This is a genomic window from Caballeronia grimmiae (genome assembly GCF_022879615.1).
GTDB classification, from domain to species: domain Bacteria; phylum Pseudomonadota; class Gammaproteobacteria; order Burkholderiales; family Burkholderiaceae; genus Caballeronia; species Caballeronia grimmiae.
Map to the genome: position 1 here is coordinate 456,451 of NZ_CP084274.1, position 21,312 is coordinate 477,762.

The window sequence follows — 21,312 nt, forward strand, 5'->3', positions numbered from 1 at the left end:
GCCTGGCCGTTGGCGGTCTCTATTCTGAACTCAATCGAGTAACGTACTCCGTACGCGCGAGTAGCCGCTTGCACGATCATAAGCCAGTCCCATCTGCATGACGGCCAGATCCATCTGAGCAGGACCGATAATCTGCAATCCGGCCGGCAAGCCATTCGGCCCAAAGCCGGCCGGGGCGCATAACGCGGGCAAGGAAGCCATCGTCGCCGCAACGACCGCTTCCATCCAGCGATGATACGTATCCATTTCGCGGCCGCCTATGCTGGCGGGCCAGTGGAGTGTTGCATCGAACGGAAAGACTTGCGTTGCGGGCATGACGAGAAAATCGAAGCGCGTAAAGAGCGCATTCAACGTCTGATACCACGCGGACCTGTCGCGTGCGGCGCGCGACACGTCTTCGCCCGACAAGCGCAAGCCGCGTTCGATCTCCCATACCGCCTCGGGCTTAAGCTGCGCCCGCTTCGCGTCGTCGCGGTAAAGCGGCGCATTCGTACCCGCGAACGCAAAGCTGCGCAGATCGAGCCACGCTTGCCACAAGCGTTCGAAATCGAAAGGCACGTGAACCGGTTCGACGATGCAACCCACGGCCTCGAAATGCTTCAACGCCGACGCGCAGGTATCGGCCAGGCCCGCTTCCATCGGCAAGTGGCCGTTGAGATCGCCGAGCCATCCAATGCGAACGCCGTGCATATCCCGTTCTAGCGAATGTGCGAATGCGGCGGGGGTGTCGCTTCGGCGCGAGAGTGGTGCGCGTGCGTCGAAGCCCGCCTGCGTCGAGAGCAACAGGCCGAGGTCTTCGACCGTGCGCGCGATCGGACCGACGACGCTGAACTGCTGGAAGAAGACATCGTCGGCTGGCGCATACGGCACGCATCCCGGTGACGTGCGGAAGCCGAACACGTTGTTGAATGCAGCGGGCGTGCGAAGCGAGCCCATCATGTCCGATCCATCGGCGAACGGCAGCATGCATAGCGCGACGGCGACTGCAGCGCCTCCGCTGCTTCCGCCTGCCGAGCGCGAGAGATCGAACGCATTGCGCGTTGTGCCATAGACGGGGTTATAGGTGTGCCCGCCCAGACCGAATTCCGGCGAATTCGTGCGTCCGATAAAGATCGTTCCCGCGCGACGCATGCGCTCGTACACGATGGCGTCTGTCTGACTGATCTCGCCCGCATAGATTGGGGAGCCTTTAGTCGTCACCATACCGGCGACGGGCAAGATGTCCTTCGGCGCTTGCGGAAATCCGTGCAATGGTCCAAGACTCTCTCCGCGCGCGAGTTGTTCGTCGCGTTGTCTTGCCTGGCCGATGAGCGCATCGCGATCCTGCATCGCGACGATCGCATTGACTTGCGGATTGAAGCGCTCGATGTGAGCGAGATAAGCCTGCATGACTTCGACGCACGATACATCGCGCGTCTGAATGGCTTTCGATAGTGCGACCGCTTCGAGTGCAACGATATCGTTCATCGCGTTAGTCTGTTGGTAGCGCGTTGAGCTGCGTCGAATAAGGGGCTCAGGAAGGCTGTCACGCTTGCGACGATGGCTTCTCGAACGTTACGCCCAGTTCATTCGCCATGCGTTCCACCATGGCGCGTAATTCCGCGACTTCATGCACGAGGCGCTTCTGTTCAGCCTTGAGCGCCTCGAATTCGGATGGCGCATAGCTTTCACCGGCGTCGGCCTGACGCACAGGCATGTCGCTCACGCTCACTGCGCCACACAGAAGATGCACCCAGCGGCTTTCCCGCTCTCCGGGAGTGCGCGGCAGTTTGACGACGCGCGGCGGATCGTTCGCAGCGAGTTCATCGAGAAAGCTTTCGACAGACGATATATCCGCGAAGCCATGCAGCCGCGCGCTGTTGGCGCGCAATTCGGCGGCCGTTTGCGGGCCGCGCAGAAAGAGCGTCGCGAGCAACGCAACGGATTGACTCGGCACGCCAAGCACGCGGTTGATGTTGTGCTCGAAACGCGGCACGCGGCTGCTGCTGCCCTCGATCAGGAGCGAAAGGCGCTTGAGGCCGTCGATGGTCGTCAGCACTTCGTCCTCGGTGACATTCATCACCGGTGAGCGCGCGGTCTTCTGATTGCAGCCGGCGATAAGAGAATTCAGCGATAGCGGATAGGTGTCCGGGACGGTCTGCTGCTTTTCGACGAGGACGCCGAGCACGCGCGCCTCCAGCGGCGTCAATTCACGCAAGGCGGGGCGAGGTGCGGCTTCGGAAGGTGTATTCATCGTGTCCAGGGATCGTGCGTTCAGATCCCTATCATACCGGCGTGGCGACGCTTAACATTGGAACGCGCACCATCGTGCGGCATGGACGTGCGCTGCCAGGTGTGCAGATGCTTCAAATGCCGCGCTGTTTCGGTGCAGTGGGACATACCGCGGGCCGAAAGGCTGACATGGCACCGATGTTGCTCCTGTTGAATCGGCACTGGGCCGCCCGCGCAATTGAAGCCGACGCAATACGGCATCGTGCTTAGAGGTTGCCTGAGGAAAACCGCATGTCGGCATGGTGCATGATTGCATCAGGCTTGCCGCGCCGTTAGGCTCTTCGATCATTGCGAGTGCAACCAGATTGAGTAGATAAGAGAGGGATCACGATCCCGGCCCGCACTGATAGGGAAGTCCGCCCATGACGCAAGCATTCTTCAACGAGATGTTCGAGCGCAATACTCTGGAGGTGCGCGGCGTGCCTCCATCGGCGTTTCGGGGTGTCGGCGATCCGCGCACGCATTACCGCGAATTCCTGGACTGGCTGAGCGCGCAAAGCGAGCAGCAAATCGACTTGAAGCGAGCGGAAGCGGACCTGAATTTCCGCCGCGTCGGCATCACATTCGCCGTCTATGGCACGAGTGATCTTCCCGGCATCATCCCCGAGCGAACCATTCCGTTCGACGTCATTCCGCGCATTTTTCCCGCAGACGAATGGAGGGCGCTCGAACGCGGTCTCAGGCAGCGCGTCAATGCGCTGAATCGTTTCATTCACGACATCTATCACGATCAGGACATCGTCCGCGCGGGCATCATTCCCGAAGCGCAGATCGTCGGCAACGCGCAGTATCGGCCGCAGATGCGGGGTGTCGACGTGGCGCGCGATATCTATGCGCATATCGCCGGCATCGATATCGTGCGTGCGGGGCAGGGCGAGTTCTACGTGCTCGAAGATAACCTGCGCGTGCCGTCTGGCGTGTCGTACATGCTGGAAAACCGCAAGATGATGATGCGGCTCTTTCCCGATCTCTTTGCGCGCAATCGCGTGGCGCCGGTCGCGCACTATCCCGACTTGTTGCTCGATACCTTGCGCGCAGCGGCGCCTGCCGGCGCGGACAACCCCAATGTCGTGGTGATGACGCCGGGCATGTACAACTCCGCGTATTTCGAGCATGCGTTCCTGGCGCAGCAGATGGGCGTTGAACTGGTCGAGGGACAAGACCTGTTCGTCGATGGCGGTTACGTCTTTATGCGCACGACGCAAGGGCCGCAGCGTGTGGACGTTATCTATCGCCGCATCGACGATGACTTTCTCGATCCACTCGTGTTTCGCTCGGACTCGGCTTTAGGCGTCGCGGGACTGATTTCCGCTTATCGCGCGGGCAAAGTATCGCTTTGCAATGCGGTAGGCACGGGCATCGCGGATGACAAATCCATTTATCCGTATGTCCCGGACATGGTGCGCTTTTATCTCGGTGAAGAGCCGATACTGAACAACGTGCCCACATGGATGTGCCGCAAGCCGGATGATCTGAAGTACGTGCTCGCGCATCTGCCCGAACTGGTCGTCAAGGAGACGCACGGCGCGGGCGGTTATGGAATGCTTGTCGGACCGGCGTCGACTACGGCGCAGATTGAAGAATTCCGCGCCGTGCTCGAAGCCAATCCCGAGAAGTACATCGCGCAGCCCACGCTTGCGCTTTCCACTTGCCCTACTTATGTCGAAACGGGCATCGCGCCGCGCCACATCGACTTGCGACCGTTCGTCTTGTCCGGGACCGAAGTGCGGATGGTTCCTGGCGGCCTGACGCGCGTTGCGTTGCGAGAAGGCTCGCTCGTCGTCAATTCGTCGCAAGGCGGGGGCACCAAGGACACGTGGGTGTTGGAACGCTAAGAACACTAAGGCGCTGAAGGGCGGATGGACCACCAAGACACAAAGCGAGAAAACCCATGCTAAGCCGCACCGCGGATCATCTCTTCTGGATGGCGCGTTATACCGAGCGCGCCGAGAACACCGCGCGCATGCTCGACGCAAACTATCAACTCTCGCTCTTGCCGCAATCGGACGAATACGCGGAACTCGGCTGGCGCGCAATGCTGTCGATCTCGGAGTTGAGCGGCACTTACTCGGCGGCGCATCACGGGATGAAGAGCCGGGAGGTGATTGAATTCATGGCGCGCGACATGAAGAATCCGTCGTCGATTCTCAGTTGCCTGCGCGCCGCGCGGGAAAATGCACGTGCGGTCCGTAGCTCGACAAACAGCGAACTGTGGGAAACGCTCAATACGACATGGCTCGATGGTCAGCGCATGCTTGCCGATGGCATTCTAGATCGCGAGCCGTATACGTTCTTCGAATGGGTGAAGTTCCGCTCGCACTTGTCGCGCGGCGTTCAGCTCGGCACGCTCGTCAAGGACGATGCGTTCTATTTCATGCGGCTGGGCACGTTCATCGAACGTGCGGACAACACGGCGCGCATCCTCGACGTCAAGTTCGAGATGATGGAGCAGCGAGCCGACACATCCGCACAGCCCTTCGACTATCACCATTGGACAGCGGTGCTCGGTTCGGTATCCGGCTTCGAGGTTTATCGCAGGGTATATCGCGATGTCATCACACCGGAGCGCGTCGCCGGCTTGCTGATTCTTTATCGTGACTGGCCGCGTTCGATGGCCGCGAGCATCGCGGAAGCCGAAGAACTGATCGCGCGAGTCACCAAAGGCCGCCAATCAGACGCCGCACATTTAGCCGCGCAATTGAGCGCGGAACTAAAGAACGGCGACATCGGCGCGATTCTGCAAGGCGATCTGCACGCCTATCTCGTTCACTTTCTTGCGAGAGTGAATGATCTCGCAAGTCAGATCAGCCGCGAGTTCCTGCTGCCTATCGCACCGGAAACGACAGAGACACCGCAAGCGCCGGCGTCTTCGCCGACGCCGACACAGTCGCAGTCACAATCGCAAAGCTCGTCGAGTTGAACGTGCTCTTATCGCCTGGCCGCCGCCGCCACGACACGATGCACGAAACGCAATTTGTCGATCACGGGCGGCGCAAGCGCGAACGGATAACCGTCCGGCATGCCGAGACTGCGGTTCAGGCTGTTCAGTACATACGTGAGCGGAAACCAGCGAGTCATGAGGTTATCGAACGTTGTCTCTTCGACAGGCGTTTGATCGGTGAGCGTCGGTTCATTCGGACTGTCCGGCACCAGCACGAGACCGCAGGACACGGCCGTATCGAGCGTATCGACGATATGCAGATAATGGGCCCACGTCTCCGCCCAGTCTTCCCAGGGGTGCATCGTTGCATACGCGCTGATGTAGTTGTCGGCCCAGTTGGGCGGCGGACCTTCCTTGTAATGGCGGTCGAGCGCCGCCGAATAGTCTTGCTGTTCGTCGCCGAAAGCGGTGCGAAACGCCTTGACGCGGGGCGTATCCGCGATCAGGCGATCGAAGAAATAGTGCCCTGTTTCATGGCGGAAATGGCCGAGCAGTGTGCGATACGGTTCGTGAAGCGAAGAGCGGACCTTCTCGCGATGGGCGTCGTCGGCCTCGGCGATGTTCAGCGTAATGAGGCCATTGTCATGGCCCGTCATCACGCCTTTGCCTTCCGCATCGGCTTCGAGGAACTGGAATTCGAGCCCGTGCTCCGGATCTTCCTGACGCGACTTTACATCGAGGCCGAGTTCGTCGAGCGTGTAAAGCAGACGACGCTTCGCGTTCTCGAGCCGATACCAGTAAAGACGGTTGTTGGGCTGCGTGAGATTGGGAATGGTGCTCGTCAACTGACAGGAACAGCACAACGTATCGTCGGAGTCCGCAGGAATGACCCAGTTGCAGACGTTCTCCACGGAATAGTTGTGACAGGGCTTATAGAACGAATCTTCAGCGAGCGGATGCAGGCTTTTCCAGCGGCCGTCTTCATTCTCCTCGAAGGCGCTGATCTGGCTCAACTCAGGCACAAGCCCGAGTCGTGCGCCGCATTTTTCGCAGTGCGTGTTTTCAAAGAACACGAGTTGATTGCATCGATTGCAATGGAAGGTCTTCATGTTGGGGACCGGAAGGAGGGATCGGGCCGAATGTTGCGCGGTGGGCCAGCGCGATGGTTGCAAGGAGCGTGCCGCTCGCCCGGCGATGCCCGAGCCCGCTAACAGAACGAGAACTGATCGAGGAGTTGCGTGTGTCTATTCGCGTCGCGTTGAACCATGTCACGCATTACCACTATGACCGCCTTGTCGGCCTCTCGCCGCAAGTGGTGCGCTTGCGGCCCGCACCGCATTGCCGTACGCCAGTGCTTTCGTATTCGTTGCGCGTGGAGCCGGAAGAGCACTTCATCAACTGGCAGCAGGATGCGTTCGCGAACTATCAGGCGCGGCTCGTTTTCCCCGAGAAAACACGGGAATTCAAAGTAACGGTCGATCTCGTCGCGGAGATGGCTGTCTACAATCCATTCGATTTCTTTCTTGAACCGTCTGCGGAAACGTTTCCCTTCAGCTACGCGCCGGATCTAAGGCACGACCTCGCGCCTTACATGATCAAGCGTGAGTTGACGCCGCGCTTTGCGGCTTTCATCGAGAGCATCGACCGGTCCTCGGCACATCCTACGGTGGACTTTCTCGTCGAACTGAATCAACGCCTGTCGCAGGACATTCGCTATCTGATTCGGATGGAGCCGGGCGTGCAGACGCCGGAGGAGACGCTTGCGCGCGCGGCAGGGTCATGCCGCGATTCGGGATGGCTGCTCGTGGAAACGCTGCGGCATCTGGGGCTGGCGGCGCGTTTTGTATCGGGCTATCTGCTGCAACTCGCGCCCGACACGAAGTCGCTCGATGGTCCGAGCGGCACGGAAGTCGATTTCACCGACTTGCACGCCTGGTGCGAAGTCTTCCTGCCTGGCGCAGGCTGGATCGGCTTCGATCCGACTTCGGGACTGCTTGCGGGCGAGGGGCATATTCCCGTTGCCTGTACGCCGGAACCGGACAGCGCAGCGCCGGTGTCCGGCGCCGTCGAAAAGTGCGAAGTCGAGTTCAGTCATGCGATGTCGATCGAACGCGTGCTCGAAACACCGCGCGTCACGAAACCCTATAGCGAGGAGGAATGGGACGCGGTGCTGCGCACGGGGGCGCAAGTCGATGCGCAACTCGACGCCTCTGACGTACGCCTGACGATGGGCGGCGAGCCGACCTACGTCTCGGTACGCGATCGCGATGCACCCGAATGGAACACCGACGCGCTCGGGCCGACCAAGCGCGCGTACGCGGTATCGCTGATGAACAAGCTGCGCGCGCAGTATGGCGATGGCGGCTTTCTGCACATCGGTCAGGGCAAGTGGTATCCGGGCGAGCAGTTGCCGCGCTGGGCCTTGTCGCTTTACTGGCGCGCGGATGGCGAGCCATGCTGGACCAACCCCGCGCTTTTCGCCGACGAAAGACATCCGGCGAACTACACATCCGACGACGCCGCCCGTTTCATCCAGCATCTCGCCGGCAAGCTGTCATTGAATTCTGAATTCATTCAGCCCGGCTATGAAGACACGTGGTATTACCTGTGGCGCGAACGCCGGCTGCCCGTCAACGTCGATCCTTTCGACTCGCGCCTCGACGATGAGCTGGAACGCGTGCGCCTGCGCCGCGTCTTCGATGCGGGCTTGCCATCGGTGATCGGCTATGCGTTGCCGATTGCGCGTGTCGAAGCCGATGCCGCGCAGCCTGCGCGATGGACGAGCGGCCCGTGGTTTCTGCGCGACGAGCGCATGTACCTCGTCCCGGGCGATTCCCCGATGGGTTATCGCCTGCCCCTCGATTCGTTGCCGTGGGTGTCGGAAGGCGACTACCCGTGGCAACACGAGCACGATCCGTTCGCGCCATCGGTCCCGCTGCGACGGGCTGCCGAGCTTCGCGTGCAATACGCGGATTTGAATGCGGCATCCGGCATGCCGCATTCAAAAGACCGCATGCAAGTGGATTCGACAACGGCGAACACCGAGCGCATGCCTGCGCATGGCGAATCGGCCGCATGGGTCGCGCGCACGGCGGTGTGCGTCGAAGCACGCGATCCCGCGCGCGCCGCTGGCCCCAAGGCTGAAGCGCAAGCGTTGGAGAAGGGCGGCCGGGCGAGCAAGCTGATTCATGTCTTCATGCCGCCGCTGACCGGTATCGACGATTACCTCGACCTGCTCGCCGCCGTCGAAGCGACTGCGGCAGAGCTTAAGGTTCCCGTCATCATCGAAGGCTATCCGCCGCCGCGCGATGCACGGCTGAAAGTGCTGCAAGTCACGCCCGATCCCGGCGTGATCGAAGTGAACATTCATCCGGCGTCGAACTGGCAGGAACTCGTCGACCACACCGAATTTCTCTACAACGCAGCGCACGAGTCGTATCTGAGTCCCGAGAAATTCATGCTCGATGGCCGGCACACCGGAACGGGCGGCGGCAATCACTTCGTGCTCGGCGGCGCCACGCCGCCTGACAGTCCGTTCCTGCGACGCCCCGATCTGCTCGCGAGCCTCATCGCGTACTGGCACAACCATCCGTCGCTGTCGATGCTGTTCTCCGGTCTATTCATCGGCCCGGCGAGTCAGGCGCCGCGCGTCGACGAGGCGCGCAACGATCAGGTCTACGAGCTCGAGATCGCATTCGCGGAACTTCAGCGACAGATCGACCTGCTCGGCGGGCGCGACAGCGCGGCCGTGCCGCCGTGGCTCACCGATCGCATTCTGCGCAACATTCTGATCGACGTGACGGGCAACACGCATCGCGCGGAATTCTGCATCGACAAGTTGTATTCACCGGACGGTTCGACCGGCCGGCTCGGGCTGCTCGAACTGCGCGGCTTCGAGATGCCGCCGCATGCGCGCATGAGTCTCGTGCAGCAGTTGCTGTTGCGCGCGCTCGTTGCCCGGTTCTGGCAGACGCCGTACACCGCGCGCCTCACGCGCTGGGGCACGGAATTGCACGACCGCTTCATGCTCAGCACTTTCGTGCAGATGGACTTCGACGACGTGCTGACCGACCTGCGCGACGCGGGCTCCGCATTGGAGCGCAACTGGTTCAATCCGCATTTTCAATTCCGTTTTCCGCTCGTGGGTGAATACGATACGAACGGCCTCTCGCTCAGCATCCGCAATGCGCTCGAGCCGTGGCATGTGCTGGGCGAGACGGGGGCGATCGGCGGCACCGTGCGTTACGTCGACTCATCCGTTGAGCGGCTCGAAGTCCGTGTCATCGGCATGAACGATAACCGCCATGTGGTGACCGTCAACGGCGAGCGGCTGCCGCTGCAATCGACGGGGCGTGTGAGCGAATACGTCGCGGGCGTGCGCTTTCGTGCGTGGAGTCAGGCGCAATCGCTGCATCCGACAATCGACGCCCATGCGCCGCTCACGTTCGACATCGTCGATACATGGACTGGCCGCTCGATCGGCGGCTGCCAGTATCATGTGGCGCATCCGGGCGGGCGAAACTATGCGACGTTCCCCGTCAACGCCTATGAAGCCGAAAGCCGCCGGCGAGCACGCTTCTTCGCGAGCGGCCATACGCCGGGACGCGTGGAGACGGAGCCGCTGGAACGCAGTATCGAGTTTCCGTTCACACTCGACATGCGCCGTCTTTGAACATCGCCAACAGCGCACGCATACAACACGGAAGAGACGACCTTGGCGTTTCAATCGACACTGCCATTCGATGCGACGGCCTCGCGCATCGAGCTGCTCACGCTATTGCGTGCGTTGCCCGCTCGCGAGGGCCGTTGGGACGAATTGCGCGATGCATCGGGACGATTGCGCGAGCCGTGGCGTCACTTCTTCGAGCTGCTGGGCGAACAGGGCATCGCGCGTCTCGACGATAACGTCGCCGCAGTCGCGCAACAGGTCCGCGACAACGACATCACGTACAACGTCTATGCCGATAACGGCGAGCCGCGAGCATGGTCGCTCGATCTGCTGCCGCTCGTGATCGACGAGGACGAATGGGCCGCTATCGAACGCGGCGTGGCGCAGCGCGCGCGTCTGATGGAGGCCATCGTCGCGGATGTCCATGGTCCTCAAACGCTCCTTCAGCGCGGGCTTTTACCGGGTGCGCTCGTGTTCGGGCATCCTGGCTATCTGCGTTCGGTGAAGGGCTTCTTGCCGCCGAACGGGCGCTTCCTGCAGATCGTCGCGGTCGATCTCGCGCGATCGCCATCGGGTACATGGACGGTCATCGCGCATCGCACGGAAGCGCCTTCGGGACTGGGCTATGCACTGGAGAACCGGCTGATCGTCGCCAGCCTCTTCACCGAGCCTTTCCGTGCGATGCGCGTAAGCCGCCTCGCATCGATGTATTCGCAACTCGTGGCCACGCTCGCGCAAGCGGCACGCGCGACGATGCGCGACGACGAAGCCGATCGCAACGATGCGCCGCACATTGCGTTGCTGAGTCCGGGCCCTTTCAGCGAGACCTATTTCGAGCATGTGTTTCTCGCGCGCTATCTCGGCGTGACGCTCGTCGAAGGCAAGGACCTCACGGTGCGTCAGGACAGGCTCTACCTCAAGACGCTTGCAGGGCTCTCGCGTGTGCATGCCGTGCTGCGCCGTCTCGACGATGCGTTCTGCGACCCGGTCGAACTGCGCGCGGATTCCAGCATCGGCGTGCCCGGTCTTTTGCAGGTGATGCGCGCGGGCAACGTGGCAATATCGAACGTGCCGGGCGCGGGCTTCGCCGAATCGCCGGCGTTCAGTGCTTTCTTGCCCGGCATCGCCGATGCGTTGCTGGATGAAGCCCTGGAACTCCCGACGGTCCCAACATGGTGGTGCGGCGAAGAGGCGGCCCGCCGTGAAGCGTTCGAACAGCTCGATGCCGCGTTGCTCGTGCCGACGTGGCCGGGTGCGCAGGCGAATCACGTGCCAGGCATCGAAGCGGGCGTGCAGCAGCTTGCGCAATGGCGCGAGCGCATCGAGAATGCGCCCGATGGGTTCACGGTGCAGGAGAACTTGCCGTTCTCGTGCGCGCCGCGCTTCCACGATGGCGCGCTCGGCGCGCGTCCGTGCGTATTGCGCGCCTACGCGATCGCCGATATCGACGGGACATGGCGCGTCATGCCCGGAGGCTTCACGCGCCTTGCAGCCGATCAACGTGCGACGGTGTCCATGCAGTTCGGCGGCAGCAGCGTCGATACATGGGTGCTGTCGAGTCATGCCGTACCGGCCGCGCCGCTGCGCCCTTCGATGCAGCCCGGTGATCTGCGCAAGCATCGCATCGTATCGAGCCGTGCCGGCGAGAATCTTTTCTGGGCAGGCCGCTATGGCGAACGCGCGGAAAACAACGTGCGCCTGTGCCGCCTGTTGCTCGGTTCACTCGATACGAGCGACGCCGATGCGATGTTCAGCACGCTCGTCGAACTTGCGACGCAATGCGGACTCATCCCGTCGATCGACACGCACGCACGCAGTTCGCCGCATGCGTTCGAGCGTATGCTCGTTGCGGGGCTCGCGGAGCATGCGACGGCGACGAGCATCGGCGGCAATCTCGCGGATCAGACGCGCGCATGCGGCGAGATACGCGACAGGCTTTCGACCGATCACTGGCGCACCATCCTCGCATCGCGCAACGACTTCCGCGATGCGCTTGCGCGTCTCGGCCTGACATCGCCGGAAGCGGGCGCCGATTATGACCGCGTGATGCTCGCCGGCGCGCTCGAACATCTTGCGACGCAACTCCTTGCGATCAGCGGCGCGCAAGGCGATCGCATGACACGCGATCAGGCATGGCGGCTCATCTTCATCGGGCGGATGATCGAACGCGTATCGACGATGGCGACCTTCCTACGCGTCGCCGCCGGGCACAACACGCTCGGTTTGCCTGCGGGCTTCGATCTGCTATTGCAGCTCTTCGATAGCACGCTGACGTATCGCTCGCTTTATCCGGGGCGGATAGAAGTGCCTGCGCTCATTGATCTGATCGTGGTGGACCGGACCAATCCACGCGGACTCTATGGCGTCTACGCACGCCTGTGTGCGAAGCTCGATGAACTAGCCGCTGCGGCGGGCGGAAGGCGGCACGGAATTTTCTCCGGAATCCTTAGCGAACTGAATGCGTTGCCTCAACTCGAAGCGCTTTGCGAAACGGGCGGCGACGGCCGCCATGTCAATCTCGTTCGCTTATGCAATTCGATGATCGCATCGGTGAGCGCCGCGTCGAGCGAGATCAGCGCGCGCTATTTCAGTCACGCAAACCCGCTTGCTGCGCAGGTTTCATCATGAACGCGACGCTCGACGCCAGCGATAAATCCACGACGCTTGCAGTCACCCATCGCACGACCTATCGCTATTCGACGCCTGTCGAAATCGCGCAGCATCTGGCGACCATTCGTCCGTTGCATTGTCCGTGGCAGCAGGTGATCGCGCATACGGAGCGCATCGAACCGCCGCCGTCGTACGTGCACAGCCGTGTCGATGCATTCGGCAATGACGTGCTTTACTTCTCGCTCGATGCGCCGCACGAACGCCTCTCGATGACGAGCGAAACTACGGTGCGTCTGAGTCCGCGCTGGAACAAGCTCAATCCGAACGCGACGCCAGCCTGGGAAGACGTCGCCCACAGGCTGCGCTTTTGCGCGGGTGCGGCTTTCGTGGCGGAGAGCGAGTACTGCTATGCGTCGCCCAACATCGTGATGAACGAAGCACTGCGCGATTATGCAGGAGCGAGCTTCACGAAGGGCACGCCGCTGATTGCGGGCGCTATCGACCTCATGCATCGCATTCATGCCGACTTCGAATACCGTCCCTTGTCGACCGCATTCGACACGCCGGCCACGCGCGCCTTCGAACTCAAACATGGCGTATGTCAGGACTTCGCGCAAGTGATGATCGGATGCCTGCGTGCTTTGGGCCTGCCCGCGCGCTATGTCAGCGGCTATTTGCGCAACGATCCGCCGCCGGGCCATCCACGTCTGATCGGCGCGGATGCCTCGCATGCGTGGATTTCACTGCATTGCCCGCAAAGCGGATGGATCGACCTGGATCCCACTAACGATGTCCTTGCCGATCTCGATCACGTGACATTAGCAACGGGCCGCGATTACAGCGACGTCTCGTTGTTGCGCGGCATGATATTGGGCGGCGGTTCGCATCATGTCGATGTGGCGGTGAATGTGCTCGCACTGTGAGCGCCTCGTACCGGTGACGCGTCAGCTCTGCGCGCGTCGCAGTCGCTCCCTGCTGTTGATGAGATGCAGACGCATCGCGGTGCGGGCCGAATCGGCGTCGTTGCGCTCGATCGCGTCCGCGATCTGCTCGTGCTCGCGATTCACCCGCAGCAGATAATCGGCGTACTCGTTGTCCGGAATCGCCGTGGCCGTCAGCCGCGTGCGCGGGAACATGCGCAAGCCGAGATGCTCCATGATTTCGACGAAATAGCGATTGCCCGTCGCGTGCGCGATCTCGAGATGGAAGCGAAAGTCCGGTGAGACCGTGTCTGCCGCGCTGTCCACGCTGGCCGCAAAATCGTCGAGCGCGGCGCGCATCTTCATGAGCCTCGCGGCATCGCTGCGCATGGCCGCAAGGCCCGCGGATTCGGTCTCAAGACTGATGCGCAATTCGAGGATCGCGAGCGCATCCATCGAGCCGGCGACATCGGCGGGATCGAGTTGCAAAAGCGGTGATGCCGCCGCGTCACACACGAACGTGCCGATGCCATGCCGCGTCTCCACGAGCCCCGCTGCCTGCAACCGCGACAAGGCTTCGCGCACGACAGTCCGGCTCACGCCGTAGCGTTGCACCATCTCGGCTTCCGTCGCGATCCTGCTACCCGCCGATAGCGCATGCGATTCGATCTGCGCGCGCAGCGCATCGACGAGTTGTGTCGTCAGACTGCGCCGCGCACCGGGCGCGTGTGATGTTGCTGCATTGGCTAAGACAAACGAATCGGGCGGTGGCGTCACGGCGCTCCTGTGTGGTTTTGACAAGCGTTGACAAATCGTCCGGTAAGTGATGATATGCGGCATGTTGTGATATGACAACGTACAAGAAACGCGCGCAGGGTAATCCCTAGTCGTGAATGCAGGAGACAAAATTCGCATGGCATACCAAACAGACGCGCCGGGGCAAGGCGACGGCTTCACACGCTTGCTGCTGACGGGCGCAGCGGGCGGCATCGGCACGGCAATCCGGCATCGCGTGGCCGAGTTCGCACGAAGCATTCGAATCTCGGATTTGCCCGGCGCGATCTCGAACGACGTCGTGCCGCACGAGGAAATCGTGCCCTGCGATCTCGCAGACCGCCAGGCAGTGGACGCACTCGTCGCCGGTTGCGACGCGATCGTTCATCTAGGGGGCGTATCGGTGGAGCGGCCCTTCGAGGAAATTCTGGAAGCGAACATCAAGGGCGTCTTCCATCTCTACGAAGCGGCGCGCCGGCATGGCGTGAAGCGCATCGTGTTCGCAAGCTCGAATCACGTCACCGGGTTCTATCGGCAGGACGAACGGATCGATGCCAGCGCGCGCAAGCGGCCCGATGGCTACTACGGACTGTCGAAGTCGTTCGGCGAAGACATGGCCCAGTTGTACTTCGACCGCTACGGCATCGAGACCGTGAGCATTCGCATCGGCTCGGTGTTTCCGGAGCCGAAGGACCGCCGCATGATGGCGACGTGGATGAGCTACGACGACTTCCGCGACCTCCTGCGGCGCTCGCTGTTCACGCCGGACGTGGGACACACGATCGTGTTCGGTATGTCCGCGAACGCGTACACCTGGTGGGACAACCGCGAGGCCGCGCATCTGGGATTCACGCCGCGAGACTCGTCCGAGCAGTTCCGCGCCAAGGTGGAAGCGACGCCGCCTCCCGCCGCCGACGACCCGGTCGCCGTCTTCCAGGGCGGCGCATTCACGACGATCGGGCCGTTCGATCCGCTGCCGCCGGTTTAATGCATGCCGCATGCAACATGCTGAATGCCATCGAGCGTAGTCAGTCGTCATACGTCAACTACGCTCGTTTGGCATAGCTGGCCGAACCGAAGTCTGCGCCCCGTCAAAGGACATCGCTGTCATGTTTTCTCTCGACTTCTCTCCATTGCTGCCGTACTGGCCGACGTTCCTTCTGGGTGCTTGGCTCACGCTCAAGATGACGTGCGTGGCCGTGTTCTTCGGCCTGATACTCGGCATGGCCGTGGCCTTCGCCAAACGCGCGAAAGTACCCGTCGTGTCGCGCCTTTGCATCGTCTATGTTGAGGCCGTGCGCAACACGCCGTTTCTCGTGCAAATCTTCCTGCTGTACTTCGGGCTCGCGAGCATCGGCTTGCGCATGCCGACCTTTGCGGCTGCCGCGCTCGCGATGACCATCAACATCGGCGCTTACGCAGCCGAGATTATTCGCGCCGGTCTCGAATCGGTGCCGCGCGGACAGATCGAAGCCGCCGAATGTCTTGGGCTGCCGAAGTGGCGTATCGGCTGGCATGTGATGCTGCAGCCGTCGATCGAAAAGGTGTATCCAGCACTCACCAGCCAGTTCTTGCTGATGATGCAAGCCTCCGCGATTGCCTCGCAGATATCGGCTGAAGAGCTCACGGCGGTCGCCAACACAGTGCAGTCCGATACGTTCCGCTCGCTGGAAACTTACATCGTGGTGGCTGCGCTCTATCTCGCGCTGTCTTTGCTGATCAAACTCATTGCGTGGGCCATCGGCGAGCATGTGTTCAAGCGCCGCCGCGCGATCCGCCTTGCGGCCAAACGTGCGGGCAAGACGCCGCCGGACCAGCAACGCATCGATACGGTCATTCCCGGAGGCGCGGCATGAGCGGCGGATTCACATACTCTCATCTCGTCTATCTGGTGCAATCCATCGGCTGGACGCTGGTGTTGTCCGCGCTTGCCTTCGTGCTCGGCGGAATAGGCGGCTTCGCCGTGATGCTCGCGCGCATCTCGCCGCGCCGGTGGCTCGCGCGGGCGGCGCTCGTGTTCATCGAAGCGATTCAGGGCATCCCGTTGCTGATTCTGCTGTTCATCGTGTACTTCGGGCTGTCGGTCTATGGCTATCAAGTGCCCGCCCTCGTCGCGGCAGGCATGGCGTTGATGGTCTATTCGAGCGCTTATCTCGGCGATATCTGGCGCGGCTGTATCGAAGCGATGCCAAAGCCGCAATGGGAAGCCGCTGAGTGCCTGTCGCTTTCGCGCTGGCAAAGCCTGCGGCTCGTGATCATTCCGCAGGCCATGCGCCTCGCCTTGCCGCCGACAGTCGGCTTTCTCGTGCAGCTCATCAAGATGACGTCGCTTGCTTCGGTGATCGGCTTCATCGAATTGACGCGTGCGGGCCAGATCATCAACAACTCGATTTTCCAGCCATTCCTCATCTTCGGACTGGTCGGCGTGTTCTATTTCCTGCTGTGCTATCCGCTCTCGCGCTGGAGCCAATCGATGGAGAACAAGCTCAATGTCAGCAATCGTTAAGGTCGACGATATTCACAAGAGCTTCGGCTCCAATCACGTGCTCAAGGGCGTTTCCTTCGAGGTCAACAAGGGCGAGATGATTGCTGTGATCGGCGCGAGCGGCTCCGGCAAGAGCACGGCGTTGCGTTGCATCGACCGGCTCGAGACCGTGGATCAGGGGCAAATCGAAGTGTGCGGCATTCGCGTCGATGATCCCAAGGTCGATTTGCATCACTTGAGACGCGAAGTCGGCATCGTATTTCAAAGCTATAACCTGTTCCCGCACCTGACGGTCGAAGAGAACATCATGCTCGCGCTTCGGCACGTCAAAAAAATGCCGCGCGACGAAGCGCGGCGCATCGCTATGAACGTGCTGGAGCAAGTGGGACTCGGGCCAAAGGCCGATGCGTATCCCGAACAATTATCGGGCGGACAGCAGCAGCGCGTGGCGATTGCGCGTTCGCTTGCCATGTCGCCCAAAGTCATGCTGTTCGACGAAGTGACCTCCGCACTCGACCCGCAACTCACGGGCGAAGTGCTGCGCGTGATGGAGGACCTCGCGGCTGACGGCATGACGATGCTGCTCGTCACGCATGAAATGGCCTTCGCCAAGCGCGTGGCGGATCGCATCATCTACATGCATCACGGCAAGGTCTGGGAAGTGGGCGATGGCGGGATGCTCGACGCCCCGCGCACACCCGAACTGCGAGCGTTCCTCGATAACGGTCTTTAATCGGCTTCAACTTCTTGCACATTCATAACGACGGAGACACCACTTGAAAGCCAGTAAATTCATTGCACGCGCTGCTTTGGCAACGTTCATGTTCGCGGGCGCGATGCATGGCGCGATGGCCGAACAACTCGACGACATCAAGAAAGCGGGCGTGGTTCGCGTGGCCATCGCGATGGGCACGCCGCTTTTCAGCTATGCCGACGAGAACCTCAAGCCGGCCGGCTCCGATGTCGATACCGCTGCGGCGCTTGCGAAAGACCTCGGGGTGAAGCTGGAACTCGTGCAGATCACCAACGCCGCGCGCGTGCCGACGTTGCAGGCGAAGCGCGCGGACCTCGTCATCGCCGACCTTTCCATTACGTCGGAGCGTGCGAAGGTAGTCGATTTCTCGACGCCGTACGCGGTCATCACGATCATCGTGGGCGGCATCAATAGCGCGAAGGTCAGGGACTATGCCGATCTCGATGGCAAGACCATCGGCCTCACGCGTGCAACCGTCAACGACACGCTGACGACGCAACTCGCCAAGGGCGCGCAGATTCAGCGCTATGAAGACGACGCGACGCTCATCACGTCGATGGTGACGGGCCAGATCGACGTCTTCTCGAGCACGCCGTCGAACCTGCAGGAAATGCAGCGCCGCGCGCCGCAACGCCACATCGAAATGAAATTCGAGCAAAAGAATTTCGATCTTGGCATTGCGATGAACAAGGACCAGCCGCGTCTGAAAGAGTGGGTGAACAACTGGGTCCACACGAACATGCAGAACGGCAATCTCAATACGATCTACAAGAAGTACCACGGCCGTGACTTGCCGGATGCCGTGCGCAAGAGCTAAGTCGTTCTGGAGGCGGCGGATATCCGCCGCTTCGTCAGGCCATCAGGCCTTGCGCGTATAGCGCAGCCAGACGACGTCATTGTCGAGTGTCTGCACTGACTCCAGTTTCAGATATGCCGGCTTTTGCCACTTGTTCATTGCGACTTCGAACGACGACGGATGCGCTTCGCGTCCGTCGACGAGTGGAATCAGCAGGACGCTGACCTCGTCGGCCAATCCCGCATTGACAAAAGCGCCCGATACGTGGCCGCCTCCTTCGACGATCAGCTTTTCGATTGCCAGTTCGCGCTCCAGCGTATCAACGACGCGTTCGAGATCGAGATCTTCTTTCCCGCCGAACACATACGACGCGCCAATGGATTGCAAGTAGGCGAGATAGTCGTCCTCCACCGTTTCAGCAAGCACTTCGACGATATGGGAATCGAGTGCGGTGCTGCTTTTCCATGCGACACGTCCCTTCGGATCGATGGAAATGGCATATTGACTGGCGTCGCGCGTAGCGAAGTGGTCCGTGCGTGGAATCGGCTCTTTAGCCAGGCCGCGCGGATAGTCCCGGTCCTTGCCGTGTGAGATTTCCTGCATCGTCGCGCGGCCGCACGCCCACGCGTCGGCCTTGAACGTGGCAGCGGCTTCTTCATAGCAAGGGGAGGCGAAGCTGAGATGCCAGCCATCGGTCAGGCTGCGGCCATCGACCGACGACATCATGTGGCAAACGATATGCATGGCTACTCCAGCGTTGTCGAGTGCAACGCTGGCGCAAAGCCTGTGCCTATATCGGACTCAGGCTGGCTTCTGATCCGGCGGCAGCGGCCCTTCCTCGTCGATGGTGCTTCCCTGACGCCAGACGTCCTTGCCGGCCTCGGAGAGTTTGCCGCTGCTCGAATTCTTGCCCGCCTCTGTGCCTTCGACCGCCATATCGCCGCCTGCCTGCTCTTGCGACGGTAGCTTCTCGCCTTCGCGCGCCGCGATGCGATCTTCCTGCGACCTGCCTGCATGTGTTGACATAGGCCCTCCATGAAATGGAACTACTGGCCGATACAGCAAGCGTCAGGCCCATCACACGCGAAGCACGTAAAAGACGATAGATGTCTCTGTCGCCATGCACAGTGTCAGTCATTAACCATAAAGTGCTTCAAACATGACTGACTTTGCGACGAGCACGGAGCAAGCTAAAGACTGCCTCAAATGTCATCCGCCGGACGATACTCGATCGTTACTGCTTCAATGGATAAGACGCGCGCGCGATGCGCAAATCCGCCACTATGCAATGGCGGACCGGCTATCGGCATACGGGAGACACCTCGGGCTTGCAGTGATCGGAATGACCGCGCTAACGGGTACGTCGTCGTTTCTATCGCTGGTGACGACTGCCGTGTCACCCGAGTTGAGAATCATCGTCGGGATGACGAGCATGGGCGCGGCCGTTCTCGCTTCGTTGCAGACCTTCTTGCGCTTTAGCGAGCGCGCTGATCTGCATCGAAGAGCCGGCGCTCGCTATGGCGCTGTCCGGCGACGACTCGAAGCGATGCTCGTGCGCAGCACGAACGGCCAGGACATGTGCGACATGACGGCGGTGCGCGATGAACTCGATCGCATCGCGCAAGCGGCGCCGCATGTACCGCGACGCGTCATGCGCTGCCCGCCGCGCGTCAGCTCATCAACCGGCCCCATTCATAGTCGACGGCATCGGGACGCATCGGAAACACGCCCGCCCCCGGCGTGAACGTCAATTCGCCGAAGTAGATCTTGTCGCCGGGCGCATACAGATCGACTCGCACGTATTCGAAGCCTTCGGCAAGCGCGGTCGCAATCGACAGCAGCTTGTCGAAGTTGTCCGGGCGAGGCAGCGGCACGTCGCTGCGCGCGTAATGGCCAATGGCGATGTCGAGCCGGTTCCAGTCGCCGTCGTACATGTCGCCGCGCGGATGTTCGCCGAAGCGGTCCGAAATGAGCGCGGTGAAGACCGTCGGCTTGCTCTCGCCGGCGCGGAAGAAGCAATGCATCTTGATGTCCGCGGGCACGATGCCGGTCTGCTCGAGCAGCAGCTCCTCGAAGAAAATGCGCGGGCTGATAGTGCGGTAATGGCGTTCGCGCGCCACGCGATAGAAGTCCGTTGCCAGCCACTGCTGCGCCAGCGCATGCAATTCTTCGAAGGTCGTCTCCGATTTGTTGCGGACCAGCTTGACGAAGCCGCTTCCGTGATTCGCCTTCATCACGAAGCGATCGGGAAGGGCGTCGAAGACATCGCGCGTGAACTTGTCCGGCGCGGCGTAGAGCTTCGGCAAGTGCTCATCGCCAATCTTGCTGCGGACATAATCGCGCACGGTCAGCTTGTCCGTCAGATCGACGAACCTCGGGTCCGGATACAGGCAGCGGTAGAGAATCTTCTCGTTGAAGGTCTTCGGCGCTTTGATATTAGGAAAACGGCCGACCTTGTGCAAATGAGCGATGCGCAAGAAAACGCTATCGGGCAGCCAGTCCTTGGCGCCGTCGACCAACCTTTTGGAAAGCGACATTCTTTCTCCCGGATAGGACGCGGTGTGTCGTTGTGTCAGTGATCGAACAAATGATACTTACGTTTGTAAATTAGGCAACGGTTTGACCACCTGAAAATGCATCCGCTTGCGCCGTGCGGGGTATCGCACAGACATCGGGTTATTCGCCTGACCTTGCGCTAACAGAACGGTCGTGCGTACGGAATTAGCCAACGCATTAATACCGGAATGGAGATCGTAGCCCGAACCCCACGCAAACGATGCAAGCAATAGTAACGAGGCTTTGCCAAAATCTTTGCGTTCGTAAAACCGGTCATGAAGTCCGCTAAATGCGACCGATTTACCGTTTAACGGCTTCCGTTCAATTGGCGAGTGATACAGGTGAATAGGTAAAAGCGGTGATGTCAAGGACAGCGATCAATGGCGCGAAAATGGCGGCGGTGACATCTGGACAGAAGCGAGCATCTTGCGGTCTCGCGTAAAGGGCCTTACTAAATTCGCAGAGAAACCAGACACTAATCACCGCGCTACCATCCGTCGTTTTCCAATCCTCAACGATTGCTTCTAGCGATTCACCGGCGAGGTAGTAGTTGCCTGGAGCATTCAATGCCGGGTTAAATGGAGTCGAATCACTCC

General features: G+C 61.0%; 18 protein-coding genes. 11 read left to right on the forward strand and 7 right to left on the reverse strand.

All coding sequences use genetic code 11. The annotated features are described in order from the left end of the window. Positions 1-30: 30 nt before the first annotated feature. Both LDZ21_RS25465 and LDZ21_RS25470 read right to left on the reverse strand, forming a co-directional pair. Positions 31-1,467 (reverse strand): amidase, encoded by a 1,437-nt coding sequence (locus LDZ21_RS25465; RefSeq protein ID WP_244796892.1) that lies wholly within the window; start codon positions 1,465-1,467, stop codon positions 31-33. Positions 1,468-1,525: 58 nt separating this feature from the next. Further along, the gene (locus LDZ21_RS25470; protein WP_244796893.1) at positions 1,526-2,233 is read right to left on the reverse strand and encodes a YceH family protein; all 708 of its coding nucleotides are present in this window, start codon (positions 2,231-2,233) and stop codon (positions 1,526-1,528) included. Between the two features lie 400 nt (positions 2,234-2,633). Between LDZ21_RS25470 and LDZ21_RS25475 the strand changes: the two genes are divergently transcribed. Then, on the forward strand, positions 2,634-4,106 hold the full coding sequence (locus LDZ21_RS25475; protein ID WP_244796894.1) for a circularly permuted type 2 ATP-grasp protein: 1,473 nt from the start codon (positions 2,634-2,636) through the stop codon (positions 4,104-4,106). Positions 4,107-4,162: 56 nt separating this feature from the next. After that, positions 4,163-5,191 (forward strand): alpha-E domain-containing protein, encoded by a 1,029-nt coding sequence (locus LDZ21_RS25480; protein ID WP_244796895.1) that lies wholly within the window; start codon positions 4,163-4,165, stop codon positions 5,189-5,191. 8 nt (positions 5,192-5,199) lie between these two features. Here LDZ21_RS25480 and LDZ21_RS25485 read toward each other — a convergent pair whose 3' ends face one another. Beyond that, positions 5,200-6,261 carry a zinc-binding metallopeptidase family protein gene (locus LDZ21_RS25485; RefSeq protein WP_244796896.1) on the reverse strand — a complete coding sequence of 354 codons (1,062 nt, stop codon included), beginning with the start codon at positions 6,259-6,261 and terminating at the stop codon, positions 5,200-5,202. 131 nt (positions 6,262-6,392) lie between these two features. Between LDZ21_RS25485 and LDZ21_RS25490 the strand changes: the two genes are divergently transcribed. From LDZ21_RS25490 to LDZ21_RS25500, 3 genes are read left to right on the forward strand one after another with little or no spacing between them, the layout of a single operon-like run. Then, positions 6,393-9,824 (forward strand): transglutaminase family protein, encoded by a 3,432-nt coding sequence (locus tag LDZ21_RS25490; RefSeq protein ID WP_244796897.1) that lies wholly within the window; start codon positions 6,393-6,395, stop codon positions 9,822-9,824. A gap of 42 nt (positions 9,825-9,866) precedes the next feature. Then, the gene (locus tag LDZ21_RS25495) at positions 9,867-12,449 is read left to right on the forward strand and encodes a circularly permuted type 2 ATP-grasp protein (protein ID WP_244796898.1); all 2,583 of its coding nucleotides are present in this window, start codon (positions 9,867-9,869) and stop codon (positions 12,447-12,449) included. After that, entirely contained in the window at positions 12,446-13,354 is a 909-nt protein-coding gene (locus tag LDZ21_RS25500) for a transglutaminase family protein (protein ID WP_244796899.1), read from the forward strand. Before LDZ21_RS25495 ends, LDZ21_RS25500 begins: the two co-directional genes overlap by 4 nt. A gap of 21 nt (positions 13,355-13,375) precedes the next feature. Here the strand turns inward: LDZ21_RS25500 and LDZ21_RS25505 are convergent, their stop codons facing one another. Then, positions 13,376-14,128 carry a FadR/GntR family transcriptional regulator gene (locus LDZ21_RS25505; RefSeq protein WP_244796900.1) on the reverse strand — a complete coding sequence of 251 codons (753 nt, stop codon included), beginning with the start codon at positions 14,126-14,128 and terminating at the stop codon, positions 13,376-13,378. 136 nt (positions 14,129-14,264) lie between these two features. Here LDZ21_RS25505 and LDZ21_RS25510 point away from each other — a divergent pair, with 136 nt between their 5' ends. The 5 genes from LDZ21_RS25510 (at position 14,265) to LDZ21_RS25530 (ending at position 18,181) form a co-directional block, all read left to right on the forward strand. Continuing rightward, positions 14,265-15,113 carry an NAD-dependent epimerase/dehydratase family protein gene (locus LDZ21_RS25510; protein ID WP_244796901.1) on the forward strand — a complete coding sequence of 283 codons (849 nt, stop codon included), beginning with the start codon at positions 14,265-14,267 and terminating at the stop codon, positions 15,111-15,113. Between the two features lie 121 nt (positions 15,114-15,234). Further along, positions 15,235-15,981: an amino acid ABC transporter permease gene (locus LDZ21_RS25515; RefSeq protein ID WP_035969043.1), complete on the forward strand. Its 747-nt coding sequence runs from the start codon at positions 15,235-15,237 to the stop codon at positions 15,979-15,981. After that, positions 15,978-16,631, forward strand: a complete 654-nt coding sequence (locus tag LDZ21_RS25520; RefSeq protein WP_035969045.1) for an amino acid ABC transporter permease — start codon at positions 15,978-15,980, stop codon at positions 16,629-16,631. Before LDZ21_RS25515 ends, LDZ21_RS25520 begins: the two co-directional genes overlap by 4 nt. Then, on the forward strand, positions 16,615-17,343 hold the full coding sequence (locus LDZ21_RS25525) for an amino acid ABC transporter ATP-binding protein (RefSeq protein ID WP_244796902.1): 729 nt from the start codon (positions 16,615-16,617) through the stop codon (positions 17,341-17,343). Before LDZ21_RS25520 ends, LDZ21_RS25525 begins: the two co-directional genes overlap by 17 nt. A gap of 43 nt (positions 17,344-17,386) precedes the next feature. Beyond that, positions 17,387-18,181: a transporter substrate-binding domain-containing protein gene (locus LDZ21_RS25530; RefSeq protein WP_244796903.1), complete on the forward strand. Its 795-nt coding sequence runs from the start codon at positions 17,387-17,389 to the stop codon at positions 18,179-18,181. Between the two features lie 42 nt (positions 18,182-18,223). Here LDZ21_RS25530 and LDZ21_RS25535 read toward each other — a convergent pair whose 3' ends face one another. Further along, positions 18,224-18,904 carry a dihydrofolate reductase family protein gene (locus LDZ21_RS25535; RefSeq protein ID WP_244796904.1) on the reverse strand — a complete coding sequence of 227 codons (681 nt, stop codon included), beginning with the start codon at positions 18,902-18,904 and terminating at the stop codon, positions 18,224-18,226. A gap of 57 nt (positions 18,905-18,961) precedes the next feature. Further along, on the reverse strand, positions 18,962-19,186 hold the full coding sequence (locus LDZ21_RS25540) for a hypothetical protein (protein WP_244796905.1): 225 nt from the start codon (positions 19,184-19,186) through the stop codon (positions 18,962-18,964). Positions 19,187-19,448: 262 nt separating this feature from the next. Between LDZ21_RS25540 and LDZ21_RS25545 the strand changes: the two genes are divergently transcribed. After that, on the forward strand, positions 19,449-19,904 hold the full coding sequence (locus LDZ21_RS25545) for an SLATT domain-containing protein (RefSeq protein WP_309775112.1): 456 nt from the start codon (positions 19,449-19,451) through the stop codon (positions 19,902-19,904). On the opposite strand, the gene LDZ21_RS25550 is transcribed toward LDZ21_RS25545, so the two are convergent. Beyond that, the gene (locus LDZ21_RS25550) at positions 19,831-20,697 is read right to left on the reverse strand and encodes an ATP-grasp fold amidoligase family protein (RefSeq protein WP_035969056.1); all 867 of its coding nucleotides are present in this window, start codon (positions 20,695-20,697) and stop codon (positions 19,831-19,833) included. The two genes, LDZ21_RS25545 and LDZ21_RS25550, sit on opposite strands and share 74 nt — an antisense overlap. Positions 20,698-21,312 lie beyond the last annotated feature (615 nt).

Coding starts and splice junctions, on each gene's coding strand:
- LDZ21_RS25465 (WP_244796892.1), bottom strand. CDS start 1,467: ATGAACGATATCGTTGCACTCGAAGCGGTCGCACTATCGAAAGCCATT.
- LDZ21_RS25470 (WP_244796893.1), bottom strand. CDS start 2,233: ATGAATACACCTTCCGAAGCCGCACCTCGCCCCGCCTTGCGTGAATTG.
- LDZ21_RS25475 (WP_244796894.1), top strand. CDS start 2,634: ATGACGCAAGCATTCTTCAACGAGATGTTCGAGCGCAATACTCTGGAG.
- LDZ21_RS25480 (WP_244796895.1), top strand. CDS start 4,163: ATGCTAAGCCGCACCGCGGATCATCTCTTCTGGATGGCGCGTTATACC.
- LDZ21_RS25485 (WP_244796896.1), bottom strand. CDS start 6,261: ATGAAGACCTTCCATTGCAATCGATGCAATCAACTCGTGTTCTTTGAA.
- LDZ21_RS25500 (WP_244796899.1), top strand. CDS start 12,446: ATGAACGCGACGCTCGACGCCAGCGATAAATCCACGACGCTTGCAGTC.
- LDZ21_RS25510 (WP_244796901.1), top strand. CDS start 14,265: ATGGCATACCAAACAGACGCGCCGGGGCAAGGCGACGGCTTCACACGC.
- LDZ21_RS25515 (WP_035969043.1), top strand. CDS start 15,235: ATGTTTTCTCTCGACTTCTCTCCATTGCTGCCGTACTGGCCGACGTTC.
- LDZ21_RS25520 (WP_035969045.1), top strand. CDS start 15,978: ATGAGCGGCGGATTCACATACTCTCATCTCGTCTATCTGGTGCAATCC.
- LDZ21_RS25525 (WP_244796902.1), top strand. CDS start 16,615: ATGTCAGCAATCGTTAAGGTCGACGATATTCACAAGAGCTTCGGCTCC.
- LDZ21_RS25535 (WP_244796904.1), bottom strand. CDS start 18,904: ATGCATATCGTTTGCCACATGATGTCGTCGGTCGATGGCCGCAGCCTG.
- LDZ21_RS25540 (WP_244796905.1), bottom strand. CDS start 19,186: ATGTCAACACATGCAGGCAGGTCGCAGGAAGATCGCATCGCGGCGCGC.
- LDZ21_RS25545 (WP_309775112.1), top strand. CDS start 19,449: ATGGCGGACCGGCTATCGGCATACGGGAGACACCTCGGGCTTGCAGTG.
- LDZ21_RS25550 (WP_035969056.1), bottom strand. CDS start 20,697: ATGTCGCTTTCCAAAAGGTTGGTCGACGGCGCCAAGGACTGGCTGCCC.